Origin of the sequence: Pseudomonas sp. BCA17 (assembly GCF_004519405.1) — a bacterium.
Taxonomy (GTDB): Bacteria; Pseudomonadota; Gammaproteobacteria; order Pseudomonadales; family Pseudomonadaceae; genus Aquipseudomonas.
Genome location: NZ_SGWI01000005.1, coordinates 204,346 through 230,388, shown reverse-complemented (window position 1 = coordinate 230,388; position 26,043 = coordinate 204,346). Strand labels below are relative to the sequence as shown.

Below are 26,043 nucleotides of genomic sequence, written 5' to 3'. Positions count from 1 at the left end.
GAAGTCTGACTGGTGTCACCACCAGAAACCTTGCGGTGACCCTTACATAAGGGCGCATATGCCTATTTCAAGGGGCCGCGAATGAAATTTTTTGTGTCTACGGCCGGCTAAAAGCAACACGGCACCCGAAGGTGCCGTGCCAATAAAGCGGTTATTTGGAGTCGCGGTGTTCGAACTCGCCTTCGATCACATCCCCTTCACGCCCCAGGGGCTGGCGCGGAGCCGGACCGCCGCGGGGCTGCAGGTCATCGGCGAAGGCACGCTGGCGAATCGCTGCCTCTTCGGCGCGCTGGCGCATCTTGCCGGCCAGTAATTTGCGCGTGACCGGCAGCAGCATGATCAGGCCGACCACATCGCTGATGAAGCCCGGCAGGATCAACAGGCCACCGGCCAGGGCCATCATCAGGCCTTCAAGCATGGTCTGGGCCGGCAACTCACCGCGATTCAGGCTTTCACGGGCACGCAGGGCTGTAGCCAGGCCGGCGACGCGCAGTACCAGGACGCCCAGCATCGAGCCGGCGATTATCAGCAACAGCGCCGGGAAAAACCCGATCGCGCTGCTGACTTGAACGAATACGAACAGCTCCAACACCGGGAACAGCAGAAAGAGCAATAAAAAAGGGCGCATCAAATGGTTCCTCAACGCAAGAATGCCTTGCCAGTCCACCTTAGATGACGTCGCCGTTTCGTGAATTCAAGCGCTGGCCGCTGCTTTTTTCGGCCAGACCTGGGCGTGAGCCAATGAAACCAAGGCCTCGCGCACTTGTGTCGGAGTATTACAAGACTCGGCGAAAGGCAGCCAATGCAACGACTGGCCGATCCGCAGGTGCATGCCTTCACTGTCGATACCGACCAATTGCGCAGGCTCGGAGGTCGGCAAACCGGCCAGGTCGACATAATGCGCAATGGCTTTGGTGTGATCGCTGTTCATGTGCTCGATCATGCTGCGCTCAGCCTTGCCGGCGAACGGGTTGGCCAGGGTCAACTGGTCGACCCAGTGAATCGCGCCAAACCCACCGATATAACGGTGGCGCACAGGCTTGAGTACCCAAAAATCAAAATCATGAGCCTTGTGGTAGTTGGCCGAGTCGGGGAAGTAGCGGTAGTAACGTTCGGCCGCCGCATCGATCGCCACTTGATCGTCCAGCTTCTCGGCTTCGGCCAGGTAGGTCAGGCGCCCGACCGCCTGCACGTCATCGGCTTCGCGCTCACCCACCAGCAGCGAGCATTTAGGGTCTTTCTGCAGGTTATGGGTGTGCTGGGCAATGCGGCTGATCAGGATCAGCGGACGGCCCTGCTCATCCAGGCAATAAGGCACGACCGAACCGAAGGGGAAGCCAGGCATGGCTTTGGACAGTGTGGAGAGAGCCCCACGGTATTCCTTGAGCAACAGCTCTCGGGCGTTCTTGGCAACGTGCGCGCTCAACGTATGACTCCTCGGGTGTTCGACCGCCCACGGCATATGGGAATGGATCTCAACACAAGGTAATCAATATACGCGCAGGTTGCCAGAGCCTCGCCGGCAGGTTTTGCCGCGTTTTTTTACCAGGCCACACCGAACCCTGCGGTGTAGCGCGTCTTGCTCAAGCTGCTTTCCGTGTCGCCACTGATAATGTCGCGCTCGGCCTTGAGGTTGAGCGACGCCCACTCGGTGACTTTGTAGCGCAGGCCCATTTGTGCATCCAGTGAGTATTCAGCTGGCCCGGCCAGCGGTTTGCCCAGTTCACCGCTGGTGAAGAACTCAACGGTCTTGCCCACCAGATAGCGGTTGTAGTTCCACTTCATGGCCAGGGAGTAGAAGTTGTCCTTGCCGCCGTCGGCATATTCGTAATCGGTGCGGTTAACCAGGGAACCGAGGGAGAATGCGCCCAGTTCATCATCCCAAAACTGGTAGCCGGGGCCGGTACCCACGGTGCGTTGCCGCGACAGGTCTTCCACCTTGTCGCGCTTATAGGTCAGGCGACCCTGCCAGAACCAATGCTCGGTGATGAAGCGGTCCAGGTCATATTCCAAGGCCCAGTTGTCGGTGGTAGTGACGTCGTCCTGGAACTCGCGGTTGTACTCACCCTTCCCGGTATGACGCCACTGGCCGTGACGGGCCGTGGTTTTGAAATCGATGTCGTAGTCGTTGGTGTCTTTGTCGGCACGCTTGTAGTCCAGCGCCAGGTCGACATTGCCCTTCCATACCAGGTCTTCGATGACCGGCTTGGGCTTGATGATCTGCTGGATACTTGCCAGGTCCACGGTCTTGGGCGCTTCGCCGTTGGCCAGGACCACCTTTCCTTCATCCGCTGCTTTCAGCGACTTGGCCTTCTCGCCGGTGTAGGCGTCCTGCTTGACGAGCAATTCCTGGTCGCTCTCCAGGGTTTTCACCTGCTTCCAGTCCACCGGAATCGAGCCCGCGTAGTCTGTCTGGATCAGCAGCTTGCCGCCATCAAAGACTTTGATCTTGCCGGTCAGGCGGTCGCCGTTCTTCAACCACACGGTGTCGGCGAGCACAGGTGTAGAGGCGCTGAGAACAGCAAGGCACAGCAGAGTTCTGGACAACATAAGCAGATTCGAGGCTCGAGGTTGGCGGAAAAGAGGGCGCTATCGTGTTAGATAGCTACGACTGACTCAAGGATTTATATTGAGTTCAATTCTCATCGCCATGCTTACAGACGTTTCTTACAAATAAACGAAGATCTCAGCGGATATGCCCACAGTGAATCCACCTGCCGACACGCCACAAAGTCCCGCCGATATGCGCCGCACCGCGCTGTACCTGACGCTGGCGCAAGTCCCGGAAGGCTGTGTAGTGAGTTACGGCGAGTTGGCGCACTTGGCCGGCCTGGGTCGGGCAGCGCGCTGGGTGGGGCGCACCCTCAGCCAACTGCCCGAAGACACGCGACTGCCCTGGCACCGTGTGCTAGGTGCCGGCGGTCGGATAAGTCTGCCGGTGGGCAGCGCCTCAGGCGACGAACAACGTGCACGTTTACGCAGCGAAGGTGTCACTATCCTGAACAATCGCGTTGATATTCAGCGTCATGGCTGGCGCCCGGTAGAGCACAGCGGTTAGAGTGCGCGCTTTGTTTCCGCAAATCTGAGGCAGACTCCAGCCCATGCCCCGTAAAACCTGGCGCGCCGCGCTCGCCGCCTATGCCAGCCCTTCGACGTTAGTGCTGTTGTTGCTCGGCTTCGCCGCCGGCTTGCCTTACATGTTGGTGTTCTCGACGCTTTCCGTATGGCTGCGCGAGGCCGGTGTGGCCCGCGAGACCATCGGTTATGCGAGCCTGATCGGCCTGGCCTACGCCTTTAAATGGGTCTGGTCGCCGCTGCTCGACCAATGGCGCCTGCCGCTCCTCGGAAAACTGGGGCGCCGCCGCTCGTGGCTGGTGCTTGCCCAGTCGCTGGTGATCCTCGGATTGATCGGCATGGGGTTCTGCGATCCGCAAAAACACTTGTCCTGGCTGATCGCTATCGCGGTGATCGTGGCCTTCGCCTCGGCCACCCAGGACATCGCCGTAGACGCCTACCGCCTGGAAATCGCCGACGACAGCCGCCAGGCCGCCCTGGCCGCCAGTTATATGTCCGGTTACCGCATTGCAGCCCTCTTGGCCACGGCCGGCGCGCTGTTCTTTGCCGAAGGTTTCGGCTCTACCGGCTTCAACTATAAGCACTCGGCCTGGACCGGCACCTATGTCATGTTCGGCGTGCTGATGATCCCAGCGCTCCTGACCACTTTGCTCATGCGTGAACCCGACGTACCACTGCGTACCCAACTGCAGGCCGGCCGCTACAGTTTCATGCACCAACTGGTCTCGGTGTTCGTCTTGATCGTGCTGCTGGTGTCGGTCCCGGCGATGTTCACCCAGTTGTACAACACCGATTTTGCCAGCGTGCTGTTCCACGGCGTCACGTTGTGGGAGCTGTTGATGGAAGACCGCGCGTTCCTGCGCGCCATTCTGTACATCATCCTCACCACCCTGTGCCTGTCGGCCATGGGCCGCCGCGGCCTGGCGCCTGTGCTGACGCCGATCAACGACTTTATCCTGCGCTACCGCTGGCAAGCATTGCTGCTGCTCGGCCTGATTGCGACCTATCGCATGTCCGACACCGTGATGGGCGTGATGGCCAACGTCTTCTATATCGATCAGGGTTTTACCAAGGACCAGATCGCCGGGGTCAGCAAGATCTTCGGCCTGATCATGACACTGCTCGGCGCCGGCATGGGCGGCCTGCTGATCGTGCGTTTCGGTATCCTGCCGATCCTGTTCATCGGCGGCGCGGCCTCGGCCGCAACCAACCTGCTGTTCGTGATGCTCACGGACATGGGCCCGGACCTGCAGATGCTGATCTTCACCATCTCCCTGGATAACTTCAGCTCGGGCCTGGCCACCTCGGCGTTTGTCGCCTATCTGTCGAGCCTGACCAACCTCAAGTTCTCCGCCACCCAATATGCGCTGCTCAGTTCCATCATGCTGTTGCTCCCACGCCTGATTGGCGGGTACTCCGGCGTGATGGTGGAGAAGTTCGGTTATCACAATTTCTTTATCATCACCTGCCTGCTGGGCGTGCCGACGTTGTTCCTGATTGCGCTGCACTGGTTTCAGGAAAGTCGGCGGGCGCGCTTGAGTCCTCCTGCAAAAGAGTGACAAGCACTCTGTGGCGAGGGCGCTTGCTCCCGCAGGAGTGCGCAGCGCCCTCAAAAAAAGCGTTCGACGGCTGCACGCAGTCGAACGGGAGCAAGCTCCCTCATTACAGACAGCCCTTTATTCTGATACCTGTACGGCGGCGGCTCACGCCCGTACAATCCCAAGTCATTTCAAGTCCAAGCAACCGACAACGGCCTACCATGCGTACCAGTCAATATTTGCTCGCCACACAGAAAGAAACGCCTTCCGACGCGGTCGTGATCAGCCATCAGCTGATGCTGCGCGCCGGCATGATCCGCAAACTGGCCTCCGGCCTGTACACCTGGCTGCCCATGGGCTTGAAGGTGATGCGCAAGGTCGAAGCCATCGTTCGTGAAGAAATGAACGCCGCCGGCTCTCTGGAAGTGTTGATGCCGAGCACCCAACCGGCTGAGCTGTGGCAGGAATCCGGGCGCTGGGAAGAGTACGGCCCTGAGTTGCTGCGCTTCAAGGATCGGCATGGTCGCGACTTCTGCGCCGGCCCGACCCACGAAGAAGTGATCACCGACCTGATGCGCAACGAGCTGAGCAGCTATAAACAGCTGCCGCTGAACCTGTATCAGATCCAGACCAAATTCCGCGACGAAATCCGCCCACGCTTCGGTTTGATGCGTGGCCGCGAATTCATCATGAAGGATGCTTATTCGTTTCACGCTGACCAGGCGTCCCTGCAGGCCACCTATGACCGCATGCACACGGCCTATTGCAACGTGTTCACGCGCCTGGGCCTGAAATTCCGCCCGGTTGAAGCCGACAACGGTTCCATCGGCGGCGCCGGTTCCCACGAGTTTCATGTGCTGGCCGAGTCCGGTGAAGACGACATCGTGTTCAGCAACGGCTCCGACTACGCGGCGAACATCGAAAAAGCCGAAGCCGTGCCACGGGAAACGTCCCGCCCAGCACCGTCTGAAGAGCTGCGCCTGGTAGACACCCCTGACACCAAGACCATCGCGGCCCTGGTGGAGAAATTCAATCTGCCGATTGAAAAGACCATCAAGACCCTGATCGTGCGCGCCGAAGAAGAAGGCAAGCTGATTGCGCTGGTGATCCGTGGCGACCACGAACTCAACGAAATCAAGGCCGCCCAGCAACCTGGCGTGGCCAGCCCGCTGGTCATGGCCACCGATGCCGAACTGCGCGACGCCATTGGCGCCGGCGCCGGCTCCCTCGGCCCGCTGAACCTGGCGCTGCCGATCATCATCGACCGCTCGGTCGAGCTGATGAGCGACTTCGCTATTGGCGCGAACATCGACGACAAGCACTACTTCGGCGTGAACTGGGAACGTGACCTGCCGGTTCCGACCGTGGCCGACCTGCGCAACGTGGTCGCCGGCGACCCAAGCCCGGACGGCAAGGGCACTCTGGAAATCAAGCGCGGCATCGAAGTCGGGCACATCTTCCAGTTGGGCAACAAGTACAGCAAGGCGATGAAGTGCGAAGTGCTGGGTGAGAACGGTAAGCCGATTACCCTGGAAATGGGCTGCTACGGCATTGGCGTGTCCCGCGTGGTAGCGGCTGCCATCGAGCAGAACAACGATGAGAAAGGCATCATCTGGAGTGACGCCCTCGCACCGTTCCAGATAGCCCTGGTACCGCTGCGTTACGAAACCGAGCAAGTACGCGAAGCCACCGACAAGCTGTACGCCGAACTGACGGCGGCGGGTTTTGAAGTGCTGCTGGATGACCGGGACAAGAAGACCAGCCCGGGCATCAAGTTCGCCGACATGGAGCTGATTGGCATCCCGCACCGGATCGTGGTCAGTGATCGCGGCCTGGCTGATGGCAATCTAGAATACAAAAGCCGGACCGAAGCCGAAGCCCAGCCATTGCCGGTGGCTGACGTGTTGTCTTTCCTTCAGGCGCGTATTCGTCGCTGAAAACCAGATCAAGAGAAGTCATGTTCAAGCGAAACACCAGAGCCCTGGGGGGCGCCGCCTTGTGCGGCGCCCTGCTTGTCAGCGGCTGCGCCAACCAGATGTCGCAACGCAGTGAGCACGAGGAGCGGATCGAGCGCAAGTTGCTCGACCACAGCCTGCAGATCGATGTAGGCGAGCCCAAAGTGCTGGAACTGCCGCAACGCCGGGTTCGGATTCACGAGCAAAAAACCTTTGAGGTCACCGAATTCGAGGTGACCCGCCGCTATGATCGCTACACCCCCTATCAACCCTGGCGCAAAGTCTACGAGATGCCTCTGGGCGCCGTGGCCCTGGTGGCGGGCGCGGGAGCCAACGTGGCGAATATTTTCGCCCTCGGCAACCTGCCCACCAGCATGACCCGCGACTGGCTGAGTTACGGCGTGGACGGCATCAACCCGTTCATGAACGTGCAGTCCCATGGCCGTGCGCAACAGAACCTGGCGGGCATCGATGAAGTCCAGCGCGACAAGCGCCTAGAGTATTCAAGCCTGCCTTGGAGCGAGCGCCCGGTACAGGTCACCGCCGGCAAGCAAACCCATGAACTGACCACTGACCGTAATGGCGTATTGCGCCTGAACCTGTTGGACAGTCCGTTTGCCGAGCAGGATCTGAACCGCATCAGCACCCTGAAAATCAGCGTGGAAGATGGCCAGGATGACGTGCACTCAGACTCGACCCTGGCTATCAGCAGCACGTTGCGCAGCAAGTTGCTCGAAGCCCATGGCCTGATTTACGACGACCTGGAAGACGACGAAGTCAACCAGTGGGTGCACCGGGTCAAGCGTCTGTCAGAGCTGGGCCTGGAAGAAGAAGCCAGCGAACTGGAACAAAGCCTGATCGAACTGACCCGCAATGATCCTGAGTTGCAGCAGGAATTCCTGCAAGCACTGACCAAGGATGCAGGGCGCCTGGTAGCGGACCCTGGGGCTCGTTAGTCCCTCAAGACCTTTAAAGATCCAACTAGGGGAGCGGGCTTGCTCGCGAAGGCGGAATGTCAGTCGATACATTTATCCCTGATACACCGCCCTCGCGAGCAAGTCCCCACCTTTAACGCGCGGTTTCTACCAGGAAAACTCAAGCTGTTCGTTGCCGTTGCTCAAATCCAGCAAACGCACACCAATCCCCAGCAACCGCACCGGTTTGCCGCCGCGATTGAACGCCTGGGTCAGCAACTGTTGATAACTCTCAAGATCCCTCCCCGCCCCGGCCTGCTCCAGCGTCGTCTGGGTAAAGTCATGAAACTTCACTTTCACAAACGGTTTGCCCGCACGGTAGCTGCTGTCGATGCGCGCCATGCGTCCGGCCAGGGTTTCCATCAGTTCAGGTAGTTTTGCCAAACAACTTGAGAGATCGGGCAAGTCCACATCGTAGGTATTTTCCACACTGATGGATTGCCGCCGGCTGTCGTTCTGCACCACGCGCTCATCGATCCCACGCGCAAGGCTCCAAAGCCGCTCACCAAAACTGCCGAATTCGCGCACCAGCGCCAGCTTGCTCCACTCACGTAGTTGCAGGCAGTCTTCAATACCCAGGCGCGCCAACTTGTCGGCCGTGACCTTGCCCACGCCGTGCAATTTGCTGACCTGCAACTGGGAGACAAAGTCTTCGACCTGGTCCGGGGTAATCACAAACAGGCCGTTGGGTTTCTTCCAATCGCTGGCGATCTTGGCCAGAAACTTGTTCGGCGCTACGCCCGCGGACACGGTGATGTGCAATTGGTTGGAGACACGCCGACGAATATCCTGGGCAATACGCGTGGCGCTGCCGCCGAAGTGCGGGCTGTCGGAGACATCCAGGTAGGCTTCATCCAGCGACAGGGGCTCGATCAGATCGGTGTAGTCACGAAAGATCGCCTGGATTTCCTTGGACGCTTCTTTATAGGCATCCATACGCGGCTTGACGATGGTCAGGTCCGGACACAGCTTAAGGGCGTGGCGTGAAGACATCGCGGATCGCACCCCATAAGCCCGGGCTTCGTAGTTGCAGGTAGCGATCACGCCCCGGCGATCGGCAGAGCCACCCACGGCCAAGGGCTTTTGCGCCAGGTTCGGGTCGTCGCGCATCTCAATCGCGGCGTAGAAGCAATCACAGTCGATGTGGATGATTTTGCGCTGCGTCATATAAACGGGGTGTTATCCAACGGGCGGTCAGTATCGCATTCGCCACTGTATATAGCACCAGTAGTGTGAATCTTCCGCCCGAGCGGTAGGAAATCTCCAAGATGAATTTATTTTTTCAATCGAATTCAGCATACCAATAGAGCTGAAAGCCTCGGCCAGACTGGCTCCGCGCCCTTTCCAAGCGTGGTTTTCAGCGCTAACCAATTGAAGCACAAGCGCTTTTTTTCAGTTCGGCGGTTGACACACGGGCATTCCTCTGTAGAATGCCGCCACACAGACGCGGGATGGAGCAGTCTGGTAGCTCGTCGGGCTCATAACCCGAAGGTCGTCGGTTCAAATCCGGCTCCCGCAACCAAACATCAAAAAAGGCTACTCGAAAGAGTGGCCTTTTTTGTGCGTGTCCGTTTTTGCCCTGTATAAAAATTGTAAGACAAAAAAGCCTTCGCACTCACGTACTTACGAACAGGGTCAGGCACCCGGCGGCTAATTCACACTTATTTGACCCATTAGCCCATTAACGGTTGACACCTCGGCGCTGGGCTGTAGAATGCCGCCCACAGACGCGGGATGGAGCAGTCTGGTAGCTCGTCGGGCTCATAACCCGAAGGTCGTCGGTTCAAATCCGGCTCCCGCAACCAAACATCAAGAAAGGCCACTCGAAAGAGTGGCCTTTTTTGTATCCTATGAAAAAGTTCTTCTGAAACAATGGCATGGCATCTTTCATGAAACCGTACACGGTTTGCAGAGTCCATGTCATTGCAAGCTATGCTCAGTACTCAAGCACGACCCTCTACGACCAATGGCCGCAGTCGCCGCACCCGGCGATAAGCGTTAATATTTGTAATTATTTTGTCCATAGGGATTGGTAACTTGGCTGGATACCCCCATCCTGTCGCGCACAATCCACGAGGTGATTGATGCGCGCCAACTCGTCTGAACCACAAGACACCGTCACAGCAGAACAACCGATTACACCCACCCGTTTGCGTTGGATGGATCTGTTGAGCAAGTACCGTCAGCCCATCGGGCTGGCCGTCACCCTGTTGCTGTTCGCAATCGCCCTGATCGCCTGTCGGCACCTGTTGCTGGAACTGGATCTGTACGCCCTCCACGACTCGATCCTGGAAGTGCCCAAGCCGGCCCTGCTGGGTGCATTTGCCGCCGCGGTCGCCGGCTTCATCATTTTGCTGGGCTATGAGTTTTCCGGCGCCCGCTATGCCGGCGTGAAACTGCCCGCCAAGACCCTGGCCATGGGCGGCTTTACCGCCTTTGCCATCGGCAATGCCATTGGCCTGTCGATGCTCTCGGGCGGATCGGTGCGCTACCGTTTATATGCTCGCCATGGCATCGGGGCCGGTGAAGTCGCCCATATGACTGTGTTCGCCAGCCTGGCCCTGGGCACCGCCCTGCCGCCGCTGGCCGCATTGGCCACGCTGAGCAACCTGCCAGCGGCGTCCACCTACCTGCATTTGCCGCAAGGCTTGCTGGGCGGCATTGCCGCCGCGGTGCTGGTACTGTCGGCGGTGCTGTGCATCGGTATTTACCGCCGCCGCCTGCCGGAACAGCCTTATCCGGATAACCTGCTGGTCAAGGCCGGGCGACGCACCTTGCGCCTGCCGGGCCGGCGCCTGACTTTCCTGCAACTGATCATTACCGCACTGGACGTCGCCGCCGCCGCTACCGTCCTTTATATGCTGTTGCCCGAAGCGCCGCCGTTTGGCCCGTTCCTGCTGGTGTACCTGCTGGCCCTGGCCGCAGGCGTGCTCAGCCATGTACCGGGCGGGGTCGGCGTCTTCGAAGCGATCCTGCTGGCCGCATTCGCCGACAAACTTGGCGCAGCACCGCTGGCTGCAGCCTTGCTCTTGTACCGGTTGATCTACGTGGTACTGCCGCTGTTGATCGCGTGCATCTTCCTGCTGGTCAACGAAGCCCAGCGCCTGTTCCAGACCCAGCAGAGCCTGCGGGTTGCATCAGGTCTGGCGGCGCCGGTATTGGCCGTACTGGTTTTTTTGTCAGGCGTGGTCCTGCTGTTTTCCGGCGCAACACCGGAAATCGACTCACGCCTGGAAAACATCGGCTTCCTGATTCCCCACCGCCTGATTGACGCGTCGCACTTTGGTGCCAGCCTGATCGGCGTACTGTGCCTGTTGCTTGCCCAGGGCCTGCGTCGGCGCTTGTCCGCCGCCTGGATGCTGACCATGGTGCTGCTGCTGACCGGCGCCCTGCTCTCACTGCTCAAGGGCTTCGACTGGGAAGAAGCCAGCCTGATGATCATGACCGCGGTGCTGCTGGCGATCTTCCGTCGCTCGTTCTACCGCGCCAGCCGCCTGACTGAACTGCCGTTCTCGCCGCTGTACCTGGTGGCCAGCGTGTGCGTACTGGGCGCTTCGATCTGGCTGCTGCTGTTTGCCTATCAAGACGTACCGTACAGCCACCAGTTATGGTGGCAATTCACCCTAGACGCCAACGCCCCCCGTGGCCTGCGCTCGCTGCTGGGCGCGGCAGTGCTGCTGGTGATCGTGTCGCTGACCTGGTTGCTGCGTACTGCACGCCCGATCATCCACTTGCCGACACCGGATGAACTGGAGCGTGCCACCAAGATCCTGATGGCCTCCTCCCAGCCCGACGGCGGCCTGGCACTGACCGGCGACAAGGCCTTGCTGTTCCACCCCAACGACGAAGCCTTCCTGATGTATGCCCGTCGTGGGCGCAGCCTGGTGGCCTTGTATGACCCGATCGGCCCGACCCAGCCGCGCGCCGAAATGATCTGGCAGTTCCGTGACCTGTGCGATATCCATCATGCCCGCCCGGTGTTCTACCAGGTACGCGCCGAGAACCTGCCGTATTACATGGATATCGGCCTCACCGCGATCAAACTGGGCGAAGAGGCCCGCGTCGACCTCAAACGCTTTGACCTGGAAGCCAAGGGCAAAGAGATGAAGGACCTGCGCTACACCTGGAACCGCGGCACCCGGGACGGCTTGTCACTGGAGATCTTCGAGCAGGGCCAGGCACCGATGGCTGAACTCAAAGTCATCTCCGATGCGTGGCTGACCGGCAAGAACGTACGGGAAAAGGGTTTCTCCCTGGGACGCTTCAGCGACGACTACCTCAAGCACTTCAGAATTGCGATCGTTCGCTTCGAAGGGCGCCCGGTGGCCTTCGCCAACCTGCTCGAGACTTACAACCACGACCTGGCCAGCCTCGACCTGATGCGCGCTCACCCCGACGCCCCCAAGCTGACCATGGAGTTCATGATGGTTGGCCTGATTCAACACTATAAGAACCATGACTACGCCCGCTTCAGTCTCGGCATGGTGCCGTTGTCAGGCTTGCAACCACGTCGCGGTGCCCCGTTGACCCAACGTTTGGGCTCGATGGTGTTCCGTCGTGGCGAGCAACTGTATAACTTCCAAGGTTTGCGCCGCTTCAAAGACAAGTTCCAGCCCGACTGGGAACCCCGTTACATGGCCGTGCCCGCAGGACTTGATCCGCTGGTGGCACTGGCCGATACCGCCGCCCTGATTGCGGGCGGCTTGACTGGATTGGTGAAACGCTGATGATTCGACGCTCCTGGCGGTATGTATTGGCCATCGTAGTGCTGCTCGTCCTGATTGCAGGCGGTGGCTATTGGTACTGGAACCGCCCTGCCCCACAGCCGACCCTGGAGCAATTGCCCCAGGCCGATGGCTCGGTGATGACCCGCGTAACCCCGAACGGCACGCCGAAAGCCCGCGTAGCGGTGGCCGTGCCGGCCGACGAAGTCCTGACCGACAGCCAGCTGATTGCCCTGAGCCAGGGCGGCAAGGCACAAATCGTTCAAGTCATCCTGCCAAAGGGTGACTGCACGTTGCAGGAACAAGCGTTGCAAAGCGCTCTGGGCCAGCTTAAAGGCCCGGCGACTCTGGTCAGCGGGATCGGCCCGGGGGCTGCGCTCGCGTGGCGCTGGCTCGCCACACAGAACGACGACAAGGCCAACGCCATCTCCGTCGGTTTCGCTTTAGTGCAGGAAGGCTGCAAGGACCCGCTGCCGAAAACCGCTGCCCATGGCAACTGGCTGGTGGCCTGGAACGATAACCCTGACGACGAGAGTGCCAGTTTCGTACGTGATACGCCGCGCGCAACCACCAGCATCAGCGACTACGACATTCACTACCCACAAGTGCTGAACAACGAACTGCGCAAGCAACTGGTCGGCTCGGACAACGGCGGCCTGGCGATTCCGGTGGTAGAAGTACCGGCCGGCCAGGCCAAGGACACCGTCACCCTGTTTCTCTCCGGTGATGGCGGCTGGCGCGACCTTGACCGCGACGTGGCCGGTGAAATGGCCAAGATCGGCTACCCGGTGGTCGGCATCGACACCCTGCGCTACTACTGGCAGCACAAGACCCCTGAGCAAAGCGCCAAGGACCTCACCGAGTTGATGCAACACTACCGGCAGAAGTGGGGCACCAAACGCTTCGTGCTGACCGGTTACTCGTTCGGTGCCGACGTGCTGCCTGCCATCTACAACCGCATGCCGGAAAACGAACAGCAACGCGTTGACGCGATCATCCTGTTGGCGTTCGCGCGTACCGGCAGCTTTGAAATCGAAGTGGAAGGCTGGTTGGGCAACGCGGGCAAGGAAGCTGCCACCGGCCCGGAAATGGCCAAGCTGCCGGCTGACAAAGTTGTGTGCATCTACGGTGCCGAAGAAGTCGACGAAAGCGGCTGCACCGACAAGACTGCCGTGGGCGAAGCCGTGAAGCTGCCAGGCGGGCATCACTTCGATGAGAACTACCCGGCGCTGGCCAAGCGTCTGGTGGATATCATCGTGAAGCACCAGGCCAAGGACAAAGCCGAGTAATTCCAGGCGATACGCCAAACAAACTGTGGGAGGGGGCTTGCTCCCGATTGCGACAGGTCAGTCACATCACCTTTGACTGACCTACCGCGATCGGGAGCAAGCCCCCTCCCACATTTGTTTTGGGGTGTTGCCCAGATCTAGCGAGGTTCTATGTGTGCAATCATCAGTTGCACCGTTTCATTGCCTCGGAATTCGTTCACGTCCAGCTTGTAGGCCAGCTCTACCCAACGCACTGTCGGGTTGGGCCAGACTTCACGATCTACACCAAACGCAATGCCATCAAGCTTCACCGAACCGCATTCGCTCTTGAGCACCACCTTCAAGTGCCGCTCCCCGACAACGCGTTGTTCCACCAACTGAAACACGCCGTGAAACAACGGCTCGGGGAAATGCTGACCCCAGGGCCCGGCATGTCGCAGCGCCCGCGCCAGCTCCAGATGAAACTCTTCCACCGCCAGAGTGCCATCAGACAGCAGGCGCCCCGTGAGGTCTTCTTCACGCAGTTGCCGACGGACTTCAGCATCGAAAGCTTCGGCAAACAGTGGGAAATTCGCCTCGGGCAACGTCAGGCCAGCCGCCATCGCATGGCCGCCGTACTTGGTGATCAGGTTGGGGTGCTGGCTCGCTACGACGGCCAGCGCATCACGGATATGAAAACCCTGTACGGAGCGCCCGGAGCCCTTGAGCAGGCCATCACCCGCATCGGCAAATGCGATGGTCGGGCGGAAATACCGCTCTTTCATGCGCGACGCCAGAATACCGATGACACCTTGGTGCCATTCCGGGTCGAACAGGCACAAGCCGTAAGGCATCGACTCCACCGGCAGGTCTTTGAGCTGAGCCAGGGCCTCGCGCTGCATGCCTTGTTCGATGGATTTGCGATCCTGGTTCATGCCATCGAGTTGCGCGGCCATTTCCCGGGCCGCCGCAACGTCAGTAGTGAGCAGGCATTCAATGCCCAGACTCATGTCGTCCAGGCGCCCGGCAGCGTTGAGCCGTGGCCCGAGGATGAAGCCGAGGTCGGTGGAGGTGATGCGGGCATGATCACGCTTGGCAACTTCGAGGATCGCCTTGATCCCCGGCCGGGCGCGACCGGCGCGGATGCGCTCCAGCCCCTGATGGACCAGGATGCGGTTATTGGCATCCAACGGCACCACATCGGCGACGCTGCCCAGGGCCACCAGGTCGAGCAACTCACCGATATTCGGCTGCGGCTTGTTGTCGTACCAGCCCAGGCTGCGCAAACGGGCGCGCAGGGCCATCAACACGTAAAAGATCACACCAACGCCGGCCAGCGCCTTGCTGGGAAACTCGCAGCCCGGCTGGTTCGGGTTGACGATGGCGTCCGCCGCCGGCAACTCATCCCCGGGCAGGTGGTGGTCAGTGACCAATACCTTCAAACCCGCCGCTTTTGCTGCCGCCACACCTTCGACGCTGGAAATTCCGTTGTCCACGGTAATCAACAGCTGCGGTTGGCGTTGCAACGCTACCTGGACAATTTCCGGGGTCAGGCCATACCCGTACTCGAACCGGTTAGGCACCAGGTAATCCACATGGGCCGCCCCCAGCAGACGCAGGCCCAGAGTGCCCACGGTACTGGCCGTGGCGCCATCGGCGTCGAAGTCACCGACGATCAGGATGCGCTGGCGCTGCTCCAATGCCGTCACCAGCAGGTCTACCGCCGCGTCGATGCCCTTGAGCTGCTGGTAGGGAATCAACCGCGCCAGGCTCTTGTCCAGCTCGGCTTCCGACTGCACCCCGCGTGCGGCGTATAGACGGGTCAACAGCGGTGGTAATTCACCAAGAAACGGCAGAACAGCGGGCAACGGGCGAGGATCGATACGCATGGGACGCTTGGGAAATCTCTTTGGGTAAGTGAGGAACTGGCTTGAAGCTTGTTTTCAACCGCGCTCGCCGGCCAGCCATTGCAATTGCACTTCGTGCTGCCCACGGTCGTCGGTGACGAACATCGTGCCTTCACTGATCATCACGTCCCACTTGATAACGCGGGGCATGTCCTTGGCCAGGGTCTCGAGGACATCTTGCGGCACGGCGGCGATGTGGACGTTCTTCAGGTTGTTGGCGACCGGCACAACTTTGCCTTCCCACACACGCAAGCTGCCATAGGCCAGCAGGCTGGTGCGCTCGGTACGGCGTGAACACCAGGTCAGGCGATCGGCGTCAGGTTGGCCGACTTCAATCCAGTGCAGTACACGGTCATCCAGGCTTTTTTCCCACAGGGCCGGTTCGTCTACATCTGACAGACCACGGCCAAACGTCAACTGCTCGTTGTACCAGAGGGCGTAGGCCAGCAGGCGCACAGTCATGCGCTCTTCGGTTTCCGAAGGGTGACGGGCAATGGTCTGTTTGACGCTCTCGTACACCGATCGGTCAAGGTCAGTGAGGTTGAGTTCGAATTTGTAGGTCGTGGACGGCTGGGCCATGAACGGGCTTCTAATAGACAGGGAAAGGTTGCCAGTCTAACCGATGCAACGGCCATTCAACGAATACTGCGCTGCATCATCCTTATCCCTGGGCCGCTCGCCTATGTTAAAAGGCATCAAACCACCGTCCTGAGCAGACAAGGAACCCCATGTCGTTTAATGCCAAACCCCTTACCGGCTTGAAAGTCATCGAATTGGGCACCCTGATCGCCGGCCCGTTTGCCTCGCGCATCTGCGCCGAATTTGGTGCAGAGGTGATCAAGGTCGAATCGCCGGATGGCGGCGATCCACTGCGCAAATGGCGCAAGTTGTATGAAGGCACATCGCTGTGGTGGTTTGTGCAAGCGCGCAACAAGAAGTCACTGACACTGAACCTCAAGCATCCGGACGGCCTGGCGATCCTCAAGCAACTGTTGGCGGACGCCGACATCCTGATCGAAAATTTCCGTCCCGGTGTCTTGGAAAAACTTGGCCTGAACTGGGAAACCCTGCATGCCCTGAACCCCAAACTGGTGATGGTGCGACTCTCCGGCTTCGGCCAGACCGGGCCGATGAAGGATCAGCCAGGGTTCGGCGCGGTGGGCGAGTCCATGGGCGGCTTGCGTTATATCACCGGCTTCGAAGATCGTCCGCCGGTACGCACCGGGATCTCCATCGGTGATTCGATTGCGGCGTTGTGGGCGGTCATCGGCGCATTGATGGCGTTGCGTCACCGAGAGGTCAACGGCGGCCTGGGACAGGTGGTGGATGTGGCGTTGTACGAAGCCATTTTCGCGATGATGGAAAGCATGATTCCGGAGTTCGACGTGTTCGGGTTCATCCGCGAGCGCACCGGCAACATCATGCCCGGCATCACGCCCTCCTCGATCCATACCAGTGCCGATGGCAAACACGTGCAGATCGGCGCCAATGGTGATGCGATCTTCAAACGCTTCATGTCAGCCATTGGCCGTGAAGACCTGGCCAACGATCCGGAGCTGGCCGGCAACGATGGACGCGACAGCCGCCGTGATGAGCTATACGGCGTGATTGATCGCTGGGTCAATTCACTGCCGTTGGCCCAAGTGATAGAGGCCCTGAACAAAGCCGAGGTGCCCGCCAGTCGCATCTACAGTGCCGAAGACATGCTGGGCGACCCGCAATTTCTGGCGCGGGAAATGTTCCTCAAGGCACAACTGCCGGACGGCAAGGACTTCAAGATGCCAGGTATCGTGCCCAAGCTCTCGGACACACCGGGTAGTTGTGAATGGGTCGGGCCGCAATTGGGCGAGCACAACAACACCGTGCTCAATGAACTGGGCTACGACGCCGCCGCCATCACTCGTTTGCGTGAGGATGGCGCGATCTGATGACTCGCCGCACCCTCCGTTGGCTCATGCACTTGTGCCTCACCAGCGTGATAACCGTCGGGTGGCCGGTGTCGGCCAGCGCCGAAGACACACTGACTTGGCTGCTGCGCGACCTGCCACCGCTGACCATCTTCGAAGGACCGCAAAAAGACCAGGGGACACTGGACCACCTGCTGCCGATGCTCAAAGAGCGCTTGCCGGAATATCACCATCAGGTGCTGCATGTAAATCGTGCCCGGGGCATGCAAATGCTGAGTACCCCGTCATTGACCTGCGACCCCTCGCTGCTGTGGACCGCGGAGCGGGCAAAGTACGTGGCGTTTTCCGCCCAGGCATTTGTGGTGCTCAGCAATGGGGTGATGATCCGGCGCAGCCAGCAGGAAACGCTGGCACCGTTCATCGTCGAGGGGCAGTTTGACCTGCAGGCATTTCTGCAAACCCCCAACGCCCGCCTTGGGGCCATCGCCGAGCGCAGCTACGGACCTGCGATCGACGAGCGTCTCAAGCATACCGACTCGCACAAACTCGTCCTGCATTACGGGAACGACGCCCTGGGCAGCCTGCTGCAAATGCAACGCCTGGGGAGGTTGCAAGCTGTGCTCGGTTACTGGACGGAAATCCGCTACCAGGCAACGCAACAAGGCATAGCGCCTGACGACCTGATGTTCCTTGCGATAAAAGGCGCTGCGCCTTACCAACGCATCTACATCGGGTGCTCGGACACTGTAGAGGGTCGTCAGGCCATTGCACGGATCAATCAGGCCTTGGAGGGTCTCCCACAGGCCGAGGTGAAGAACGCATATGCACTATGGCTCGACCCGGTCATGCGCGAACAGTATTTGCAGGACAACCCGCACTTTTTCCAGGCTTCGCCACTGCACTGACAAATTTCGGGCAAAAAGAAACCCCGAGCAGTGGGGAGACAACTCGGGGTTAAACGTGGCCTACAAAGACCAGTACAACAAGCCACAAACACCGGAGCACAATGTTTGCTCTTGCTGCTAAAAAATCTGACCGATCATGCTGTGGGAAGTTTCCACAGATGAACAAATCTTCATGCGCGGGCTGTATTGCGGGTCTGGGCGGCGTTGCGCAAGGCAGCAATCACTGACGGCTCCAGGCGCCCTTCGGCAATCTTCAGGTCACGCAGCAGGCAATCCACCACATCCACCAGGACGCGCTTATCCGTTAATTGCGCGCGGTCGACTTCACGCTCCACCACGATAGCGCCAGCAGGGTTCTTCACAGTGACCAGGCAATCGTCCTGCACACCTGCGGTGGTCAGCGTAACCTGATAGGGGCTCAATGCTTCTTCGAGCAATAGGCTGATACTTTCCATCTCGATCACCACTCAATCATTCGAATAAGGTTCGAAAAACAAAACTGTCATTAAGATGCTGACATTCAAGTGACCCTTGCTCAAAGCAGAAAGTTCGACCTTTATGTCGCCATCTGCCCGAGTCAGTCGAGCATGCACGGCAAAGATGACAGAGAGAAAACATTCATCAACAGGCTAAAATCCCTGGATTGTAATGGGAGCTTGTCTTGATAACCGCGTCTGATCAGCCACTGCGCATCATCCTTGCCGACGACCACCCGATTTTCCTGATTGGCCTGCGCGCCGTGCTGGAGGGGGACGAGCAGGTACGCATCGTCGCCGAAGCCAATTCGCCACAAGCCCTGGTTGAACTAATGCAAACCTGCGCCTGTGATGTGCTGGTGACCGACTTCATGATGCCTGCCGAGCCTCAGGCAGACGGGCTGCGCCTGATCGGACATCTGCGCAGGCACTACCCCGATCTGCCGATTGTGGTGGTGACCATGCTTAATAACGCAGGCTTGTTTCACGCCATCCTGGAACTGGGTGTCATGGGTTTGCTGAGCAAGGCCAGCCTGGCGAATGAGCTGCCCGAAGCGATCCGACACGCCCGACAACGACGCACCTATGTGGCTCAGGTCATTCGCCAGACGCTGAGCCTCGCGGGGGAAGTCGGCGCTGATTGCCTGCATTCCCAGCAACAGCTATCACCTCGAGAACTGGAGGTGATCCGCCTGTTGGGCGCCGGGTTGACCGTGGGCGAGATCGCCACACAGTTGCATCGCAGCAAACAGACCGTCAGCGCGCAGAAAGTCAGCGCCATGCGCAAGCTTGGCCTGGGTAACGATGCTGCGCTGTTTATCTATGTACAGGAACATGGACTGGCGTAGCCTGAAACATGATCCACTGCTTGAGTGCCTCGACCTCCATTGGTCGTGCAATAAAACAGCCTTGCAGCCAGGCCACTCCGAGCTTGCCGGCTGCGTGATAGTCCGCGGCAGTTTCCACCCCGGTGATCACCACCCCAATGCCCAAATGCGCAGCCATGCTCATGGCGCCGGCCACTATTGCAGCCTTGCGGTCATCCCCGGCCATGCCACTGGCAAATGCGGGCGGGATTTTCAGCTCAGTGAAGGGTAACTCCAGCAAGCTCTGCAGGCTTGTGCCACCCATGCCGAAATCGCCAATAGACAACTTGCATCCCATCATGCGCAGGCGCAGCAGGCCGGTGACGTGAGCACTGTCGGTTTTCAACCTTGAGGTGTCCACCAACTCAAGCGTCAGCCCATGGGCAGGCACGCCATGCAGTTGCAGCAGACTTTGCAGAACTTGGGGAAAGTGCTCTCGCTCAAGCATCCTCCCGGGAATATTCACCGCCACCTGCAACAGGTGGCCGGTCTGGCCCATGACCTGGCCAGCCAGGCCCAGCGCCTGCTCCAGCACGTGCCAGGTAAAGGCTTCCTCCATGCCGGCGAATTCCAGCACCGGCAAGAAAGCGTCAGGCAACAGCAGCTCTTGCTCGTCCAACTGCCAACGGGCCAATGCCTCCACCCGTTGCAGCTCGCCTGCCTGGTTGACGATCGGCTGGAACCAGACCCTGCCGGATCGAACGATGCTGGCCTGGCTGGTGTCGGCCGACGGCGGCAACGGTTCGTGTTCGCCCAGATCCAGCAAATGGCGCACCCGCGCCCATGAGGTCACCGGCTGCCCCGCACGCAAGCGCTCCTGGCAGTCCGTCAACACCTGGCCGATCAGCTTTGCTGAGGCAGGTTTGGGCAAGCACGCCATCACGTTCAGCCCTTGTTGCCGCGCCATGTTGGCCACACCTTGCAGCACGTCCGGCTCGGCGTTGCTGAGCAGAATAAGCACTTGGGCCAGACTGCGCTCGGCCAGTTCGCGGATCAACTCAAGACTATCACCTTGCTCCAGATAGAGATCGCAGATCGCGATGTCCACCGGTCCCTTGCTGTCGAGGGATTGGCGGGCAGTCTCGACCGTCTCGGCGGTGAGTACATTGAACACACCGTTGGCGTTGAGCATCTGGTGCAGCGCCATCAATTGAAAAGGATTGTCTTCAAGGATCAGCACTTTAAGGGAACGCATGGGCAACTCTGTCGGTATCGGGCAAAGACCGGCACAGTAACCAAAAGCCGCATGGCGCCCCATAGGACCAGTCCTAATCGTGAACTTGCAGATAGGGTTGCAAATCACGACTTAACGTCATCATAGCTTGGGACAGCGTTGACCAAGGAGCCTCAAGCCCGTGGCCACGTGACTCACGCGCGCAGCTTTCCAGGGCCATGCACGCCCTGGCCAGCGGCAGGGCATCCACCAACGAGCAAATGCCCTTGAGGCGATGCAACGAAGCGCTCAAACGTGCCATGTCCTGCTCGGCCAAGGCCAATCCCAAGACCTCATGTTCGCGGTCCAGGCTCTTTGCCAACTCTCGCAACATGCTGTGCAGCACCGCTCCGTTCGCCTGAGTCATGGTGCGCAACGTGCAAATATCGAACGAGCGCTGCGCCGTCGCACGCGTGAGCACCTGGGCCCAGTGCTGCAGCGTGATCGGCTTGACCAACAGTTCATCCATCCCGGCTTCTTCGCCGTGTCGTTGCTCTTCTTTCATCGCATTCGCGGTGCAACCTATCAGCAGACAAGCAGGACGTTGCTCGTCGGCTTCAATACGCCGGATCGCTTTGCTCAATCCATAACCGGACATGCCCGGCATCTGGCAATCGGTCACCAGCACGTCAAAGCGTTGCTCACGCCAACAGCGCAAAGCAGCTTGCGCTGAATCGACGGCGATAACCTGATGACCGAGAAACTGCAACTGCTGCACCAGCACCATGCGGTTAGCCGCCAGGTCGTCGACCACCAACACCGACAATGTGTGGCCTGTTTGCGGAAGGGTAGCGGTGGGCGTGGCTGCCACGTCGTCGGTGCTGACCCGAACCAAATGCAAGTCAATACACACCGCTGTGCCCTCGCCAATAGCACTGTCAAGGCGAATACGACCGCCCATCAACTCCACCAACTGCTGACAGATACTCAAACCCAAGCCAGTGCCACCGTGTCCGGCAGCGCTCAACTCAATCGACTGAACAAACGGCTTGAATACCCTCGCCTGCTGAGCAACGTCGATACCCGGGCCGCTGTCCTCGACGCACAGATGCAGGTATTCAGCATCAGCCTCATCGCGCCGACAGGTGACACTGACACGCACCCCGCCCCGCTCTGTAAATTTCAGCGCGTTGCCCAACAGGTTGTGCATGACTTGGCGCAAACGCAGCGGGTCGAACCAGTAGTAGCCCTGCGCCGCGGGGTCAAACGCCAGGGTCAGATGAAGGTCTTTTTTTTTCGCCGTAGCTTCGAACAACCGCTGGATGCCTTCGAAAAATCCTTTCAATTCGGTCGATTGCGGCGCCAGCTGCATGTGACCGGCCTCGATCTTGGCGAGATCCAGGCTGTCGCCCATCAACTCGATCAGTTCATGTGCCGAACGGTGGGCAACCTGCAACCCTTCGGACACGGGCAGTCCGGCGGCCTGGCAGCGCTGCTGTTCCAATTCCAGCAGACCAATAATGGCGTTCATTGGCGTACGGATTTCGTGGCTCAATGTGGAAAGAAACGCGCTTTTTGCGTAGCTGGCCTGGTCGGCGGCCCGGCGCGCCTCCATCAACTGATGTTCAAGGACTTTACGTGCATTGATGTCGATCCAACCGCCCAGCAATCCGCACAAGCGTCCCTCGGCGTCGAAGAACGGCACAGTCCACTGGTAGACGTGAAAGCTGCCACCGTTGAACTCCAGCTCTCGGTCGACAAATAGCGGCTGTTGCGTGACCAACTGCTCCATATGGCTGGCGTGCAAGCGTGCGGCAGTGGCCTCGGGCATCAACCCGCTGTCCATGAGCGTCAGGTCTTGAATCTGTTCGAGACGGGTTGCCAACTGCTGTTCATAACTTTTGTTGCAGGTCACCAGGCGCCCAGCCAGGTCGCGGACAAACAGCGGGTTGGGCATACCATCCAACAGGGCGCGCTTGAACGCCAACTGGTCATTGAGACGGGCTTCGGCCTCCAGCCGCTGGCGTATCTGGCCCTTGAGCCGGCTGTTCCAGACCAGAGATACCAGTACAAACAGTATCGCCATTGCCACTGTCCAATAGACCCAGGCCGGTACACGTTGCCAGGCTGGCACGGGCAGCGCCACCGCACCGATCCAGCGCAGACGCAAAGCGCTCAACTCGGCGACCGGCATAGCCTCCAAAGCCTTGTTCAGAATACTCAGCAGCTCAGTCTGATCCTTGCGCACCGAAAAGCTGCTGGCCGACCACTTGCCATCCACACTGCGACCAATCCGTAAATCATTCTGTGGATAGCTTTGCACTTCCGCTTCGGTCTGCAACGTGGCCGCCGCCTCACCACGTCGCACCCGGTCACGTGCCTCAACATAATTGCTCACCAAGCGCAGATGGATGTCCGGATGCTCCTGGCGGATGTAGCTCTCCAACACGTGCCGAGCCGGCAGAGCCAGAACCTTGCCGGCCAACTGAGCCAAACCGGTCAACGGCGTCGCATCAACCGGTTCGACAAACACCCAGCCTGAGCCGCCGAAACCGTGACTGAAATTGAGCAGTGCCCTGCGTTCCTGATTTTCGGCCAGGGTAGTGTTCATTTCTGCCCTACCGGTTTCGAGCCAGTCAAGCGTTTCGGCGGTGGAGTTCACCTCTTCAAAGACAAACTGCAAACCGGTCATGCGGGAAATACGGTTGAGCAAGTCGACGTTCAAGCCTACCCAACGCGCGTCGTTGTCCTTGAACACGTAGGGCGATAACTGCTGAGCTACCACCACCACATGCGGGTGCTGTAACACCCACCTGCCCTCAGAAGCCGATAACTCGATACGTTCGGCACCTATACCGACGCCGAGCCCGGTGGTCCAACGGGCGAGGATTTCCCGCTGCACAGATTCGTCGATGCTCTCGAGCGCACGGTCCATCATCGCCCCCAGCAAAGGGTCGGCCCGACGGGTGGCGAAGGCGAAACCGATGGGTGGCAAGCGGCTTTCTTCTTTGATCTGCAGGCCCAGATAGGGCCGTAGCGATTTGTAGGCGCGCACAATCACTTCATTGCCGATAAACGCATCGGCGTCGCCCTGCTTGAGTGCTTCAAGGCCGCTGTAGAGGTTGGGCGCAAGCATAATATGACTGTCAGGGTAGGCGGCGTGCACGTTCTCGACATTGGCATATCCGTCGAGCAGCACCACCCTCTTACCCGCCAGGTCATCGCTCTGGATATCATCGCGGCGCAACACCACCACCGAACAGTCGGGCATGTAATCCCGGGTAAACTGCAAGCCTTGCACATTGCGCTCATAACCATTGGCGCTGGTGAGAATATCGATAGCGCCGCTGCGCAGCGCTTCAACCGCCTGGGCACGTTCGGCAAAGCCCAGCACCTGCATCGGCACACCGAGGCGCGCGCCGACCAGACTCAGGTAGTCAGCACTGATGCCTTGGTAGCGATTGCGGTCGCGGGTGATATCAATCGGCTGGTAATCATCAATGGAAATGCCCACCTTCAATACCCGGTGGGCCGCCAGCCACTGTTGCTCCACCGGAGCCAGGGGCAAAGGCTCCAGCGGGATAAACGCCGGCACCAGCTTGAACGGCAGGCTGACAGCAGCCATGCCCACTGGCAGATAGCCAAGCAGCAACACGCACGCAAGCCGTACTGCCACCCATTGGATCAAAACATGCACCGATTGAGTTCCTTCAGCTTGCAGGTTGATCGCTCCCGTAAGTATGCCTCGCCATAATGAAAAAGCCCGTCACGAAGACGGGCTCGACCTATCGCGTAGCAGCCTTTGAATCAGAGAGGCTTACCACGGTTGCCATGCTGGCTGACAAATGCCTGCACTGCTTTCAGGTCATTGGCCAATACGGTGCAACGCTCTTCACGCTCGAACAGGTCGACCAGGTGCACCGGCAGCTCCAGCGCCTTGCCAACGCCCGCTTTCTCCACCGCTTCCGGGAATTTGACCGGGTGAGCAGTGCCGAGGATCACCATCGGGATATCCAGGCTGCGCCGGCATTCGCGGGCGGCCTTCACGCCGATAGCGGTGTGCGGGTCCAGCACTTCGCCGGTCTGGGCGTAGACTTCAGCGATGGTTTCGCAGGTCTGCGCATCGTCCACCGCCAGGGAGTCGAACAACTTGCGGGTTTCTGTCCAGCGCTCTTCATCCACGCTGAAACCGCCACCGCTTTTGAAGTTGTCCATCAAACCGGCAATGGCTGCGCCGTTGCGACCGTGCATGTCGAACAGCAGGCGTTCGAAGTTCGACGAAACCATGATGTCCATGGACGGCGACAAGGTCGCGTGCAGGGTTTCCTTGACGTACTGGTTGCCGCTCATGAAGCGGTGCAGGATGTCGTTGCGGTTGGTGGCGACGATCAACTGGTTGATCGGCAAGCCCATATTGCGCGCCAGGTAGCCGGCGAAGATATCGCCGAAGTTACCGGTGGGCACCGAGAACGACACCGAACGCGCCGGCCCGCCCAACTGCAGCGATGCATGGAAGTAGTAGACGATCTGGGCCATGATCCGCGCCCAGTTGATCGAGTTCACTGCCACCAGGCGCGTGCCTTTCAGGAAGCTCTGGTCAGCGAAACTGTTCTTGACCATTTCCTGGCAGTCATCGAAGTTGCCTTCGATGGCGATGTTATGGATGTTGTCACCCAAAATGGTGGTCATCTGGCGACGTTGCACCTGCGACACACGCTGGTGCGGGTGCAGGATGAAGATGTCGACGTTTTCGCAGTGTTTGCAGCCCTCGATAGCCGCCGAACCGGTATCCCCGGAGGTGGCACCAATAATCACCACGCGCTCGCCGCGCTTTTCCAGCACGTAATCGAGCAGGCGACCCAGCAATTGCAGGGCGAAGTCCTTGAACGCCAGGGTCGGGCCGTGGAACAGCTCGAGAACCCACTCGTTGCCGTTCAGCTGACACAATGGCGCGATGGCGTTGTGGGAAAACACACCGTACGTTTCTTCCAGGATCTTCTTGAAATCCGCGTCCGGAATGCTGCCGGTAACGAACGGGCGCATAACCCGGAACGCCAGCTCGTGGTAGGGCAGGCCGGCCCACGAGGCGATTTCCTCCTGGGTGAAGCGTGGCAGGTTTTCCGGCACGTACAGGCCGCCGTCGGTGGCAAGGCCTGCCAGTAAAACATCTTCGAAATTCAGGGCCGGTGCCTGGCCGCGGGTGCTGATATAACGCATGGAAGCAAACCTTTGGTTTGGGCTTCAAGCTTCAAGTTACAAGCGGCAAGTCAGCGCGAATCGGCTTTTACTTGCAGCTTGTAGCTAACCGCTTGCAGC

19 protein-coding genes and 2 tRNA genes are annotated in these 26,043 nt (G+C 59.5%); 11 read left to right on the top strand and 10 right to left on the bottom strand.

Going from position 1 to position 26,043, the window contains the following annotated elements:
- Positions 1-151: 151 nt before the first annotated feature.
- The 3 genes from EXW71_RS19610 to EXW71_RS19600 all read right to left on the bottom strand — a co-directional run bounded on the left by EXW71_RS19610 (position 152) and on the right by EXW71_RS19600 (position 2,550).
- Positions 152-628: an FxsA family protein gene (locus EXW71_RS19610; protein WP_134660147.1), complete on the bottom strand. Its 477-nt coding sequence runs from the start codon at positions 626-628 to the stop codon at positions 152-154.
- 66 nt (positions 629-694) lie between these two features.
- The gene (locus tag EXW71_RS19605) at positions 695-1,426 is read right to left on the bottom strand and encodes a HugZ family protein (protein ID WP_134660148.1); all 732 of its coding nucleotides are present in this window, start codon (positions 1,424-1,426) and stop codon (positions 695-697) included.
- Between the two features lie 116 nt (positions 1,427-1,542).
- A complete protein-coding gene (locus EXW71_RS19600; protein WP_134660149.1) occupies positions 1,543-2,550 on the bottom strand; it encodes a DUF481 domain-containing protein in 1,008 nt (335 codons plus the stop codon).
- Between the two features lie 145 nt (positions 2,551-2,695).
- Between EXW71_RS19600 and EXW71_RS19595 the strand changes: the two genes are divergently transcribed.
- The 4 genes from EXW71_RS19595 (at position 2,696) to EXW71_RS19580 (ending at position 7,524) form a co-directional block, all read left to right on the top strand.
- Positions 2,696-3,058: an MGMT family protein gene (locus tag EXW71_RS19595; protein ID WP_134660150.1), complete on the top strand. Its 363-nt coding sequence runs from the start codon at positions 2,696-2,698 to the stop codon at positions 3,056-3,058.
- Between the two features lie 43 nt (positions 3,059-3,101).
- Positions 3,102-4,634, top strand: a complete 1,533-nt coding sequence (locus EXW71_RS19590; RefSeq protein WP_134660151.1) for an AmpG family muropeptide MFS transporter — start codon at positions 3,102-3,104, stop codon at positions 4,632-4,634.
- A gap of 200 nt (positions 4,635-4,834) precedes the next feature.
- Complete coding sequence (locus tag EXW71_RS19585) at positions 4,835-6,550, top strand: proline--tRNA ligase (protein WP_134660152.1); 1,716 nt, start codon at positions 4,835-4,837, stop codon at positions 6,548-6,550.
- Between the two features lie 20 nt (positions 6,551-6,570).
- Positions 6,571-7,524: a hypothetical protein gene (locus EXW71_RS19580; protein ID WP_123715784.1), complete on the top strand. Its 954-nt coding sequence runs from the start codon at positions 6,571-6,573 to the stop codon at positions 7,522-7,524.
- Positions 7,525-7,650: 126 nt separating this feature from the next.
- Here the strand turns inward: EXW71_RS19580 and dinB are convergent, their stop codons facing one another.
- Positions 7,651-8,709 (bottom strand): DNA polymerase IV, encoded by a 1,059-nt coding sequence (gene dinB, locus EXW71_RS19575; protein WP_123715785.1) that lies wholly within the window; start codon positions 8,707-8,709, stop codon positions 7,651-7,653.
- Positions 8,710-8,987: 278 nt separating this feature from the next.
- On the opposite strand from dinB, the gene EXW71_RS19570 reads away from it, so the two are divergent.
- From EXW71_RS19570 to EXW71_RS19555, 4 genes are all read left to right on the top strand, one after another.
- Positions 8,988-9,064 (top strand) — tRNA-Met (locus tag EXW71_RS19570).
- Between the two features lie 206 nt (positions 9,065-9,270).
- Positions 9,271-9,347 (top strand) — tRNA-Met (locus tag EXW71_RS19565).
- Between the two features lie 279 nt (positions 9,348-9,626).
- Positions 9,627-12,269 carry a bifunctional lysylphosphatidylglycerol flippase/synthetase MprF gene (mprF, locus tag EXW71_RS19560; protein ID WP_123715786.1) on the top strand — a complete coding sequence of 881 codons (2,643 nt, stop codon included), beginning with the start codon at positions 9,627-9,629 and terminating at the stop codon, positions 12,267-12,269.
- Positions 12,269-13,555, top strand: a complete 1,287-nt coding sequence (locus EXW71_RS19555) for a virulence factor family protein (protein WP_123715787.1) — start codon at positions 12,269-12,271, stop codon at positions 13,553-13,555. Before mprF ends, EXW71_RS19555 begins: the two co-directional genes overlap by 1 nt.
- A gap of 137 nt (positions 13,556-13,692) precedes the next feature.
- On the opposite strand, the gene recJ is transcribed toward EXW71_RS19555, so the two are convergent.
- Together recJ and EXW71_RS19545 are read right to left on the bottom strand one after the other, a co-directional pair.
- Entirely contained in the window at positions 13,693-15,402 is a 1,710-nt protein-coding gene (gene recJ / locus EXW71_RS19550) for a single-stranded-DNA-specific exonuclease RecJ (protein WP_123715788.1), read from the bottom strand.
- A 54-nt stretch (positions 15,403-15,456) separates the two neighbouring features.
- Complete coding sequence (locus tag EXW71_RS19545) at positions 15,457-15,999, bottom strand: YaeQ family protein (RefSeq protein ID WP_123715789.1); 543 nt, start codon at positions 15,997-15,999, stop codon at positions 15,457-15,459.
- A 149-nt stretch (positions 16,000-16,148) separates the two neighbouring features.
- Between EXW71_RS19545 and EXW71_RS19540 the strand changes: the two genes are divergently transcribed.
- Both EXW71_RS19540 and EXW71_RS19535 read left to right on the top strand, forming a co-directional pair.
- Positions 16,149-17,348 (top strand): CaiB/BaiF CoA-transferase family protein, encoded by a 1,200-nt coding sequence (locus EXW71_RS19540; RefSeq protein WP_134660153.1) that lies wholly within the window; start codon positions 16,149-16,151, stop codon positions 17,346-17,348.
- Positions 17,348-18,232, top strand: a complete 885-nt coding sequence (locus EXW71_RS19535; RefSeq protein ID WP_134660154.1) for a TIGR02285 family protein — start codon at positions 17,348-17,350, stop codon at positions 18,230-18,232. Before EXW71_RS19540 ends, EXW71_RS19535 begins: the two co-directional genes overlap by 1 nt.
- Positions 18,233-18,402: 170 nt before the next feature.
- Here the strand turns inward: EXW71_RS19535 and EXW71_RS19530 are convergent, their stop codons facing one another.
- Positions 18,403-18,687: a DUF3509 domain-containing protein gene (locus tag EXW71_RS19530; protein ID WP_134660155.1), complete on the bottom strand. Its 285-nt coding sequence runs from the start codon at positions 18,685-18,687 to the stop codon at positions 18,403-18,405.
- A 230-nt stretch (positions 18,688-18,917) separates the two neighbouring features.
- On the opposite strand from EXW71_RS19530, the gene EXW71_RS19525 reads away from it, so the two are divergent.
- The gene (locus EXW71_RS19525; RefSeq protein ID WP_372241337.1) at positions 18,918-19,556 is read left to right on the top strand and encodes a response regulator; all 639 of its coding nucleotides are present in this window, start codon (positions 18,918-18,920) and stop codon (positions 19,554-19,556) included.
- Here EXW71_RS19525 and EXW71_RS19520 read toward each other — a convergent pair.
- The 3 genes from EXW71_RS19520 to thrC all read right to left on the bottom strand — a co-directional run bounded on the left by EXW71_RS19520 (position 19,525) and on the right by thrC (position 25,944).
- The gene (locus EXW71_RS19520; protein ID WP_134660157.1) at positions 19,525-20,769 is read right to left on the bottom strand and encodes an EAL domain-containing protein; all 1,245 of its coding nucleotides are present in this window, start codon (positions 20,767-20,769) and stop codon (positions 19,525-19,527) included. The two genes, EXW71_RS19525 and EXW71_RS19520, sit on opposite strands and share 32 nt — an antisense overlap.
- 73 nt (positions 20,770-20,842) lie before the next feature.
- Positions 20,843-24,424, bottom strand: a complete 3,582-nt coding sequence (locus EXW71_RS19515; RefSeq protein WP_134660158.1) for an ATP-binding protein — start codon at positions 24,422-24,424, stop codon at positions 20,843-20,845.
- A 110-nt stretch (positions 24,425-24,534) separates the two neighbouring features.
- Positions 24,535-25,944 (bottom strand): threonine synthase, encoded by a 1,410-nt coding sequence (thrC, locus tag EXW71_RS19510; protein WP_123715794.1) that lies wholly within the window; start codon positions 25,942-25,944, stop codon positions 24,535-24,537.
- Positions 25,945-26,043 lie beyond the last annotated feature (99 nt).

Excerpts from the sequence above, each read along its gene's own strand:
- EXW71_RS19590 (WP_134660151.1), top strand. The coding sequence starts at position 3,102 with ATGCCCCGTAAAACCTGGCGCGCCGCGCTCGCCGCCTATGCCAGCCCT.
- EXW71_RS19520 (WP_134660157.1), bottom strand. The coding sequence starts at position 20,769 with ATGCGTTCCCTTAAAGTGCTGATCCTTGAAGACAATCCTTTTCAATTG.
- EXW71_RS19595 (WP_134660150.1), top strand. The coding sequence starts at position 2,696 with ATGCCCACAGTGAATCCACCTGCCGACACGCCACAAAGTCCCGCCGAT.
- thrC (WP_123715794.1), bottom strand. The coding sequence starts at position 25,944 with ATGCGTTATATCAGCACCCGCGGCCAGGCACCGGCCCTGAATTTCGAA.
- EXW71_RS19530 (WP_134660155.1), bottom strand. The coding sequence starts at position 18,687 with ATGGAAAGTATCAGCCTATTGCTCGAAGAAGCATTGAGCCCCTATCAG.
- EXW71_RS19540 (WP_134660153.1), top strand. The coding sequence starts at position 16,149 with ATGTCGTTTAATGCCAAACCCCTTACCGGCTTGAAAGTCATCGAATTG.
- mprF (WP_123715786.1), top strand. The coding sequence starts at position 9,627 with ATGCGCGCCAACTCGTCTGAACCACAAGACACCGTCACAGCAGAACAA.
- recJ (WP_123715788.1), bottom strand. The coding sequence starts at position 15,402 with ATGCGTATCGATCCTCGCCCGTTGCCCGCTGTTCTGCCGTTTCTTGGT.
- EXW71_RS19545 (WP_123715789.1), bottom strand. The coding sequence starts at position 15,999 with ATGGCCCAGCCGTCCACGACCTACAAATTCGAACTCAACCTCACTGAC.
- EXW71_RS19600 (WP_134660149.1), bottom strand. The coding sequence starts at position 2,550 with ATGTTGTCCAGAACTCTGCTGTGCCTTGCTGTTCTCAGCGCCTCTACA.
- EXW71_RS19555 (WP_123715787.1), top strand. The coding sequence starts at position 12,269 with ATGATTCGACGCTCCTGGCGGTATGTATTGGCCATCGTAGTGCTGCTC.
- EXW71_RS19585 (WP_134660152.1), top strand. The coding sequence starts at position 4,835 with ATGCGTACCAGTCAATATTTGCTCGCCACACAGAAAGAAACGCCTTCC.
- EXW71_RS19610 (WP_134660147.1), bottom strand. The coding sequence starts at position 628 with ATGCGCCCTTTTTTATTGCTCTTTCTGCTGTTCCCGGTGTTGGAGCTG.
- EXW71_RS19580 (WP_123715784.1), top strand. The coding sequence starts at position 6,571 with ATGTTCAAGCGAAACACCAGAGCCCTGGGGGGCGCCGCCTTGTGCGGC.
- EXW71_RS19535 (WP_134660154.1), top strand. The coding sequence starts at position 17,348 with ATGACTCGCCGCACCCTCCGTTGGCTCATGCACTTGTGCCTCACCAGC.
- dinB (WP_123715785.1), bottom strand. The coding sequence starts at position 8,709 with ATGACGCAGCGCAAAATCATCCACATCGACTGTGATTGCTTCTACGCC.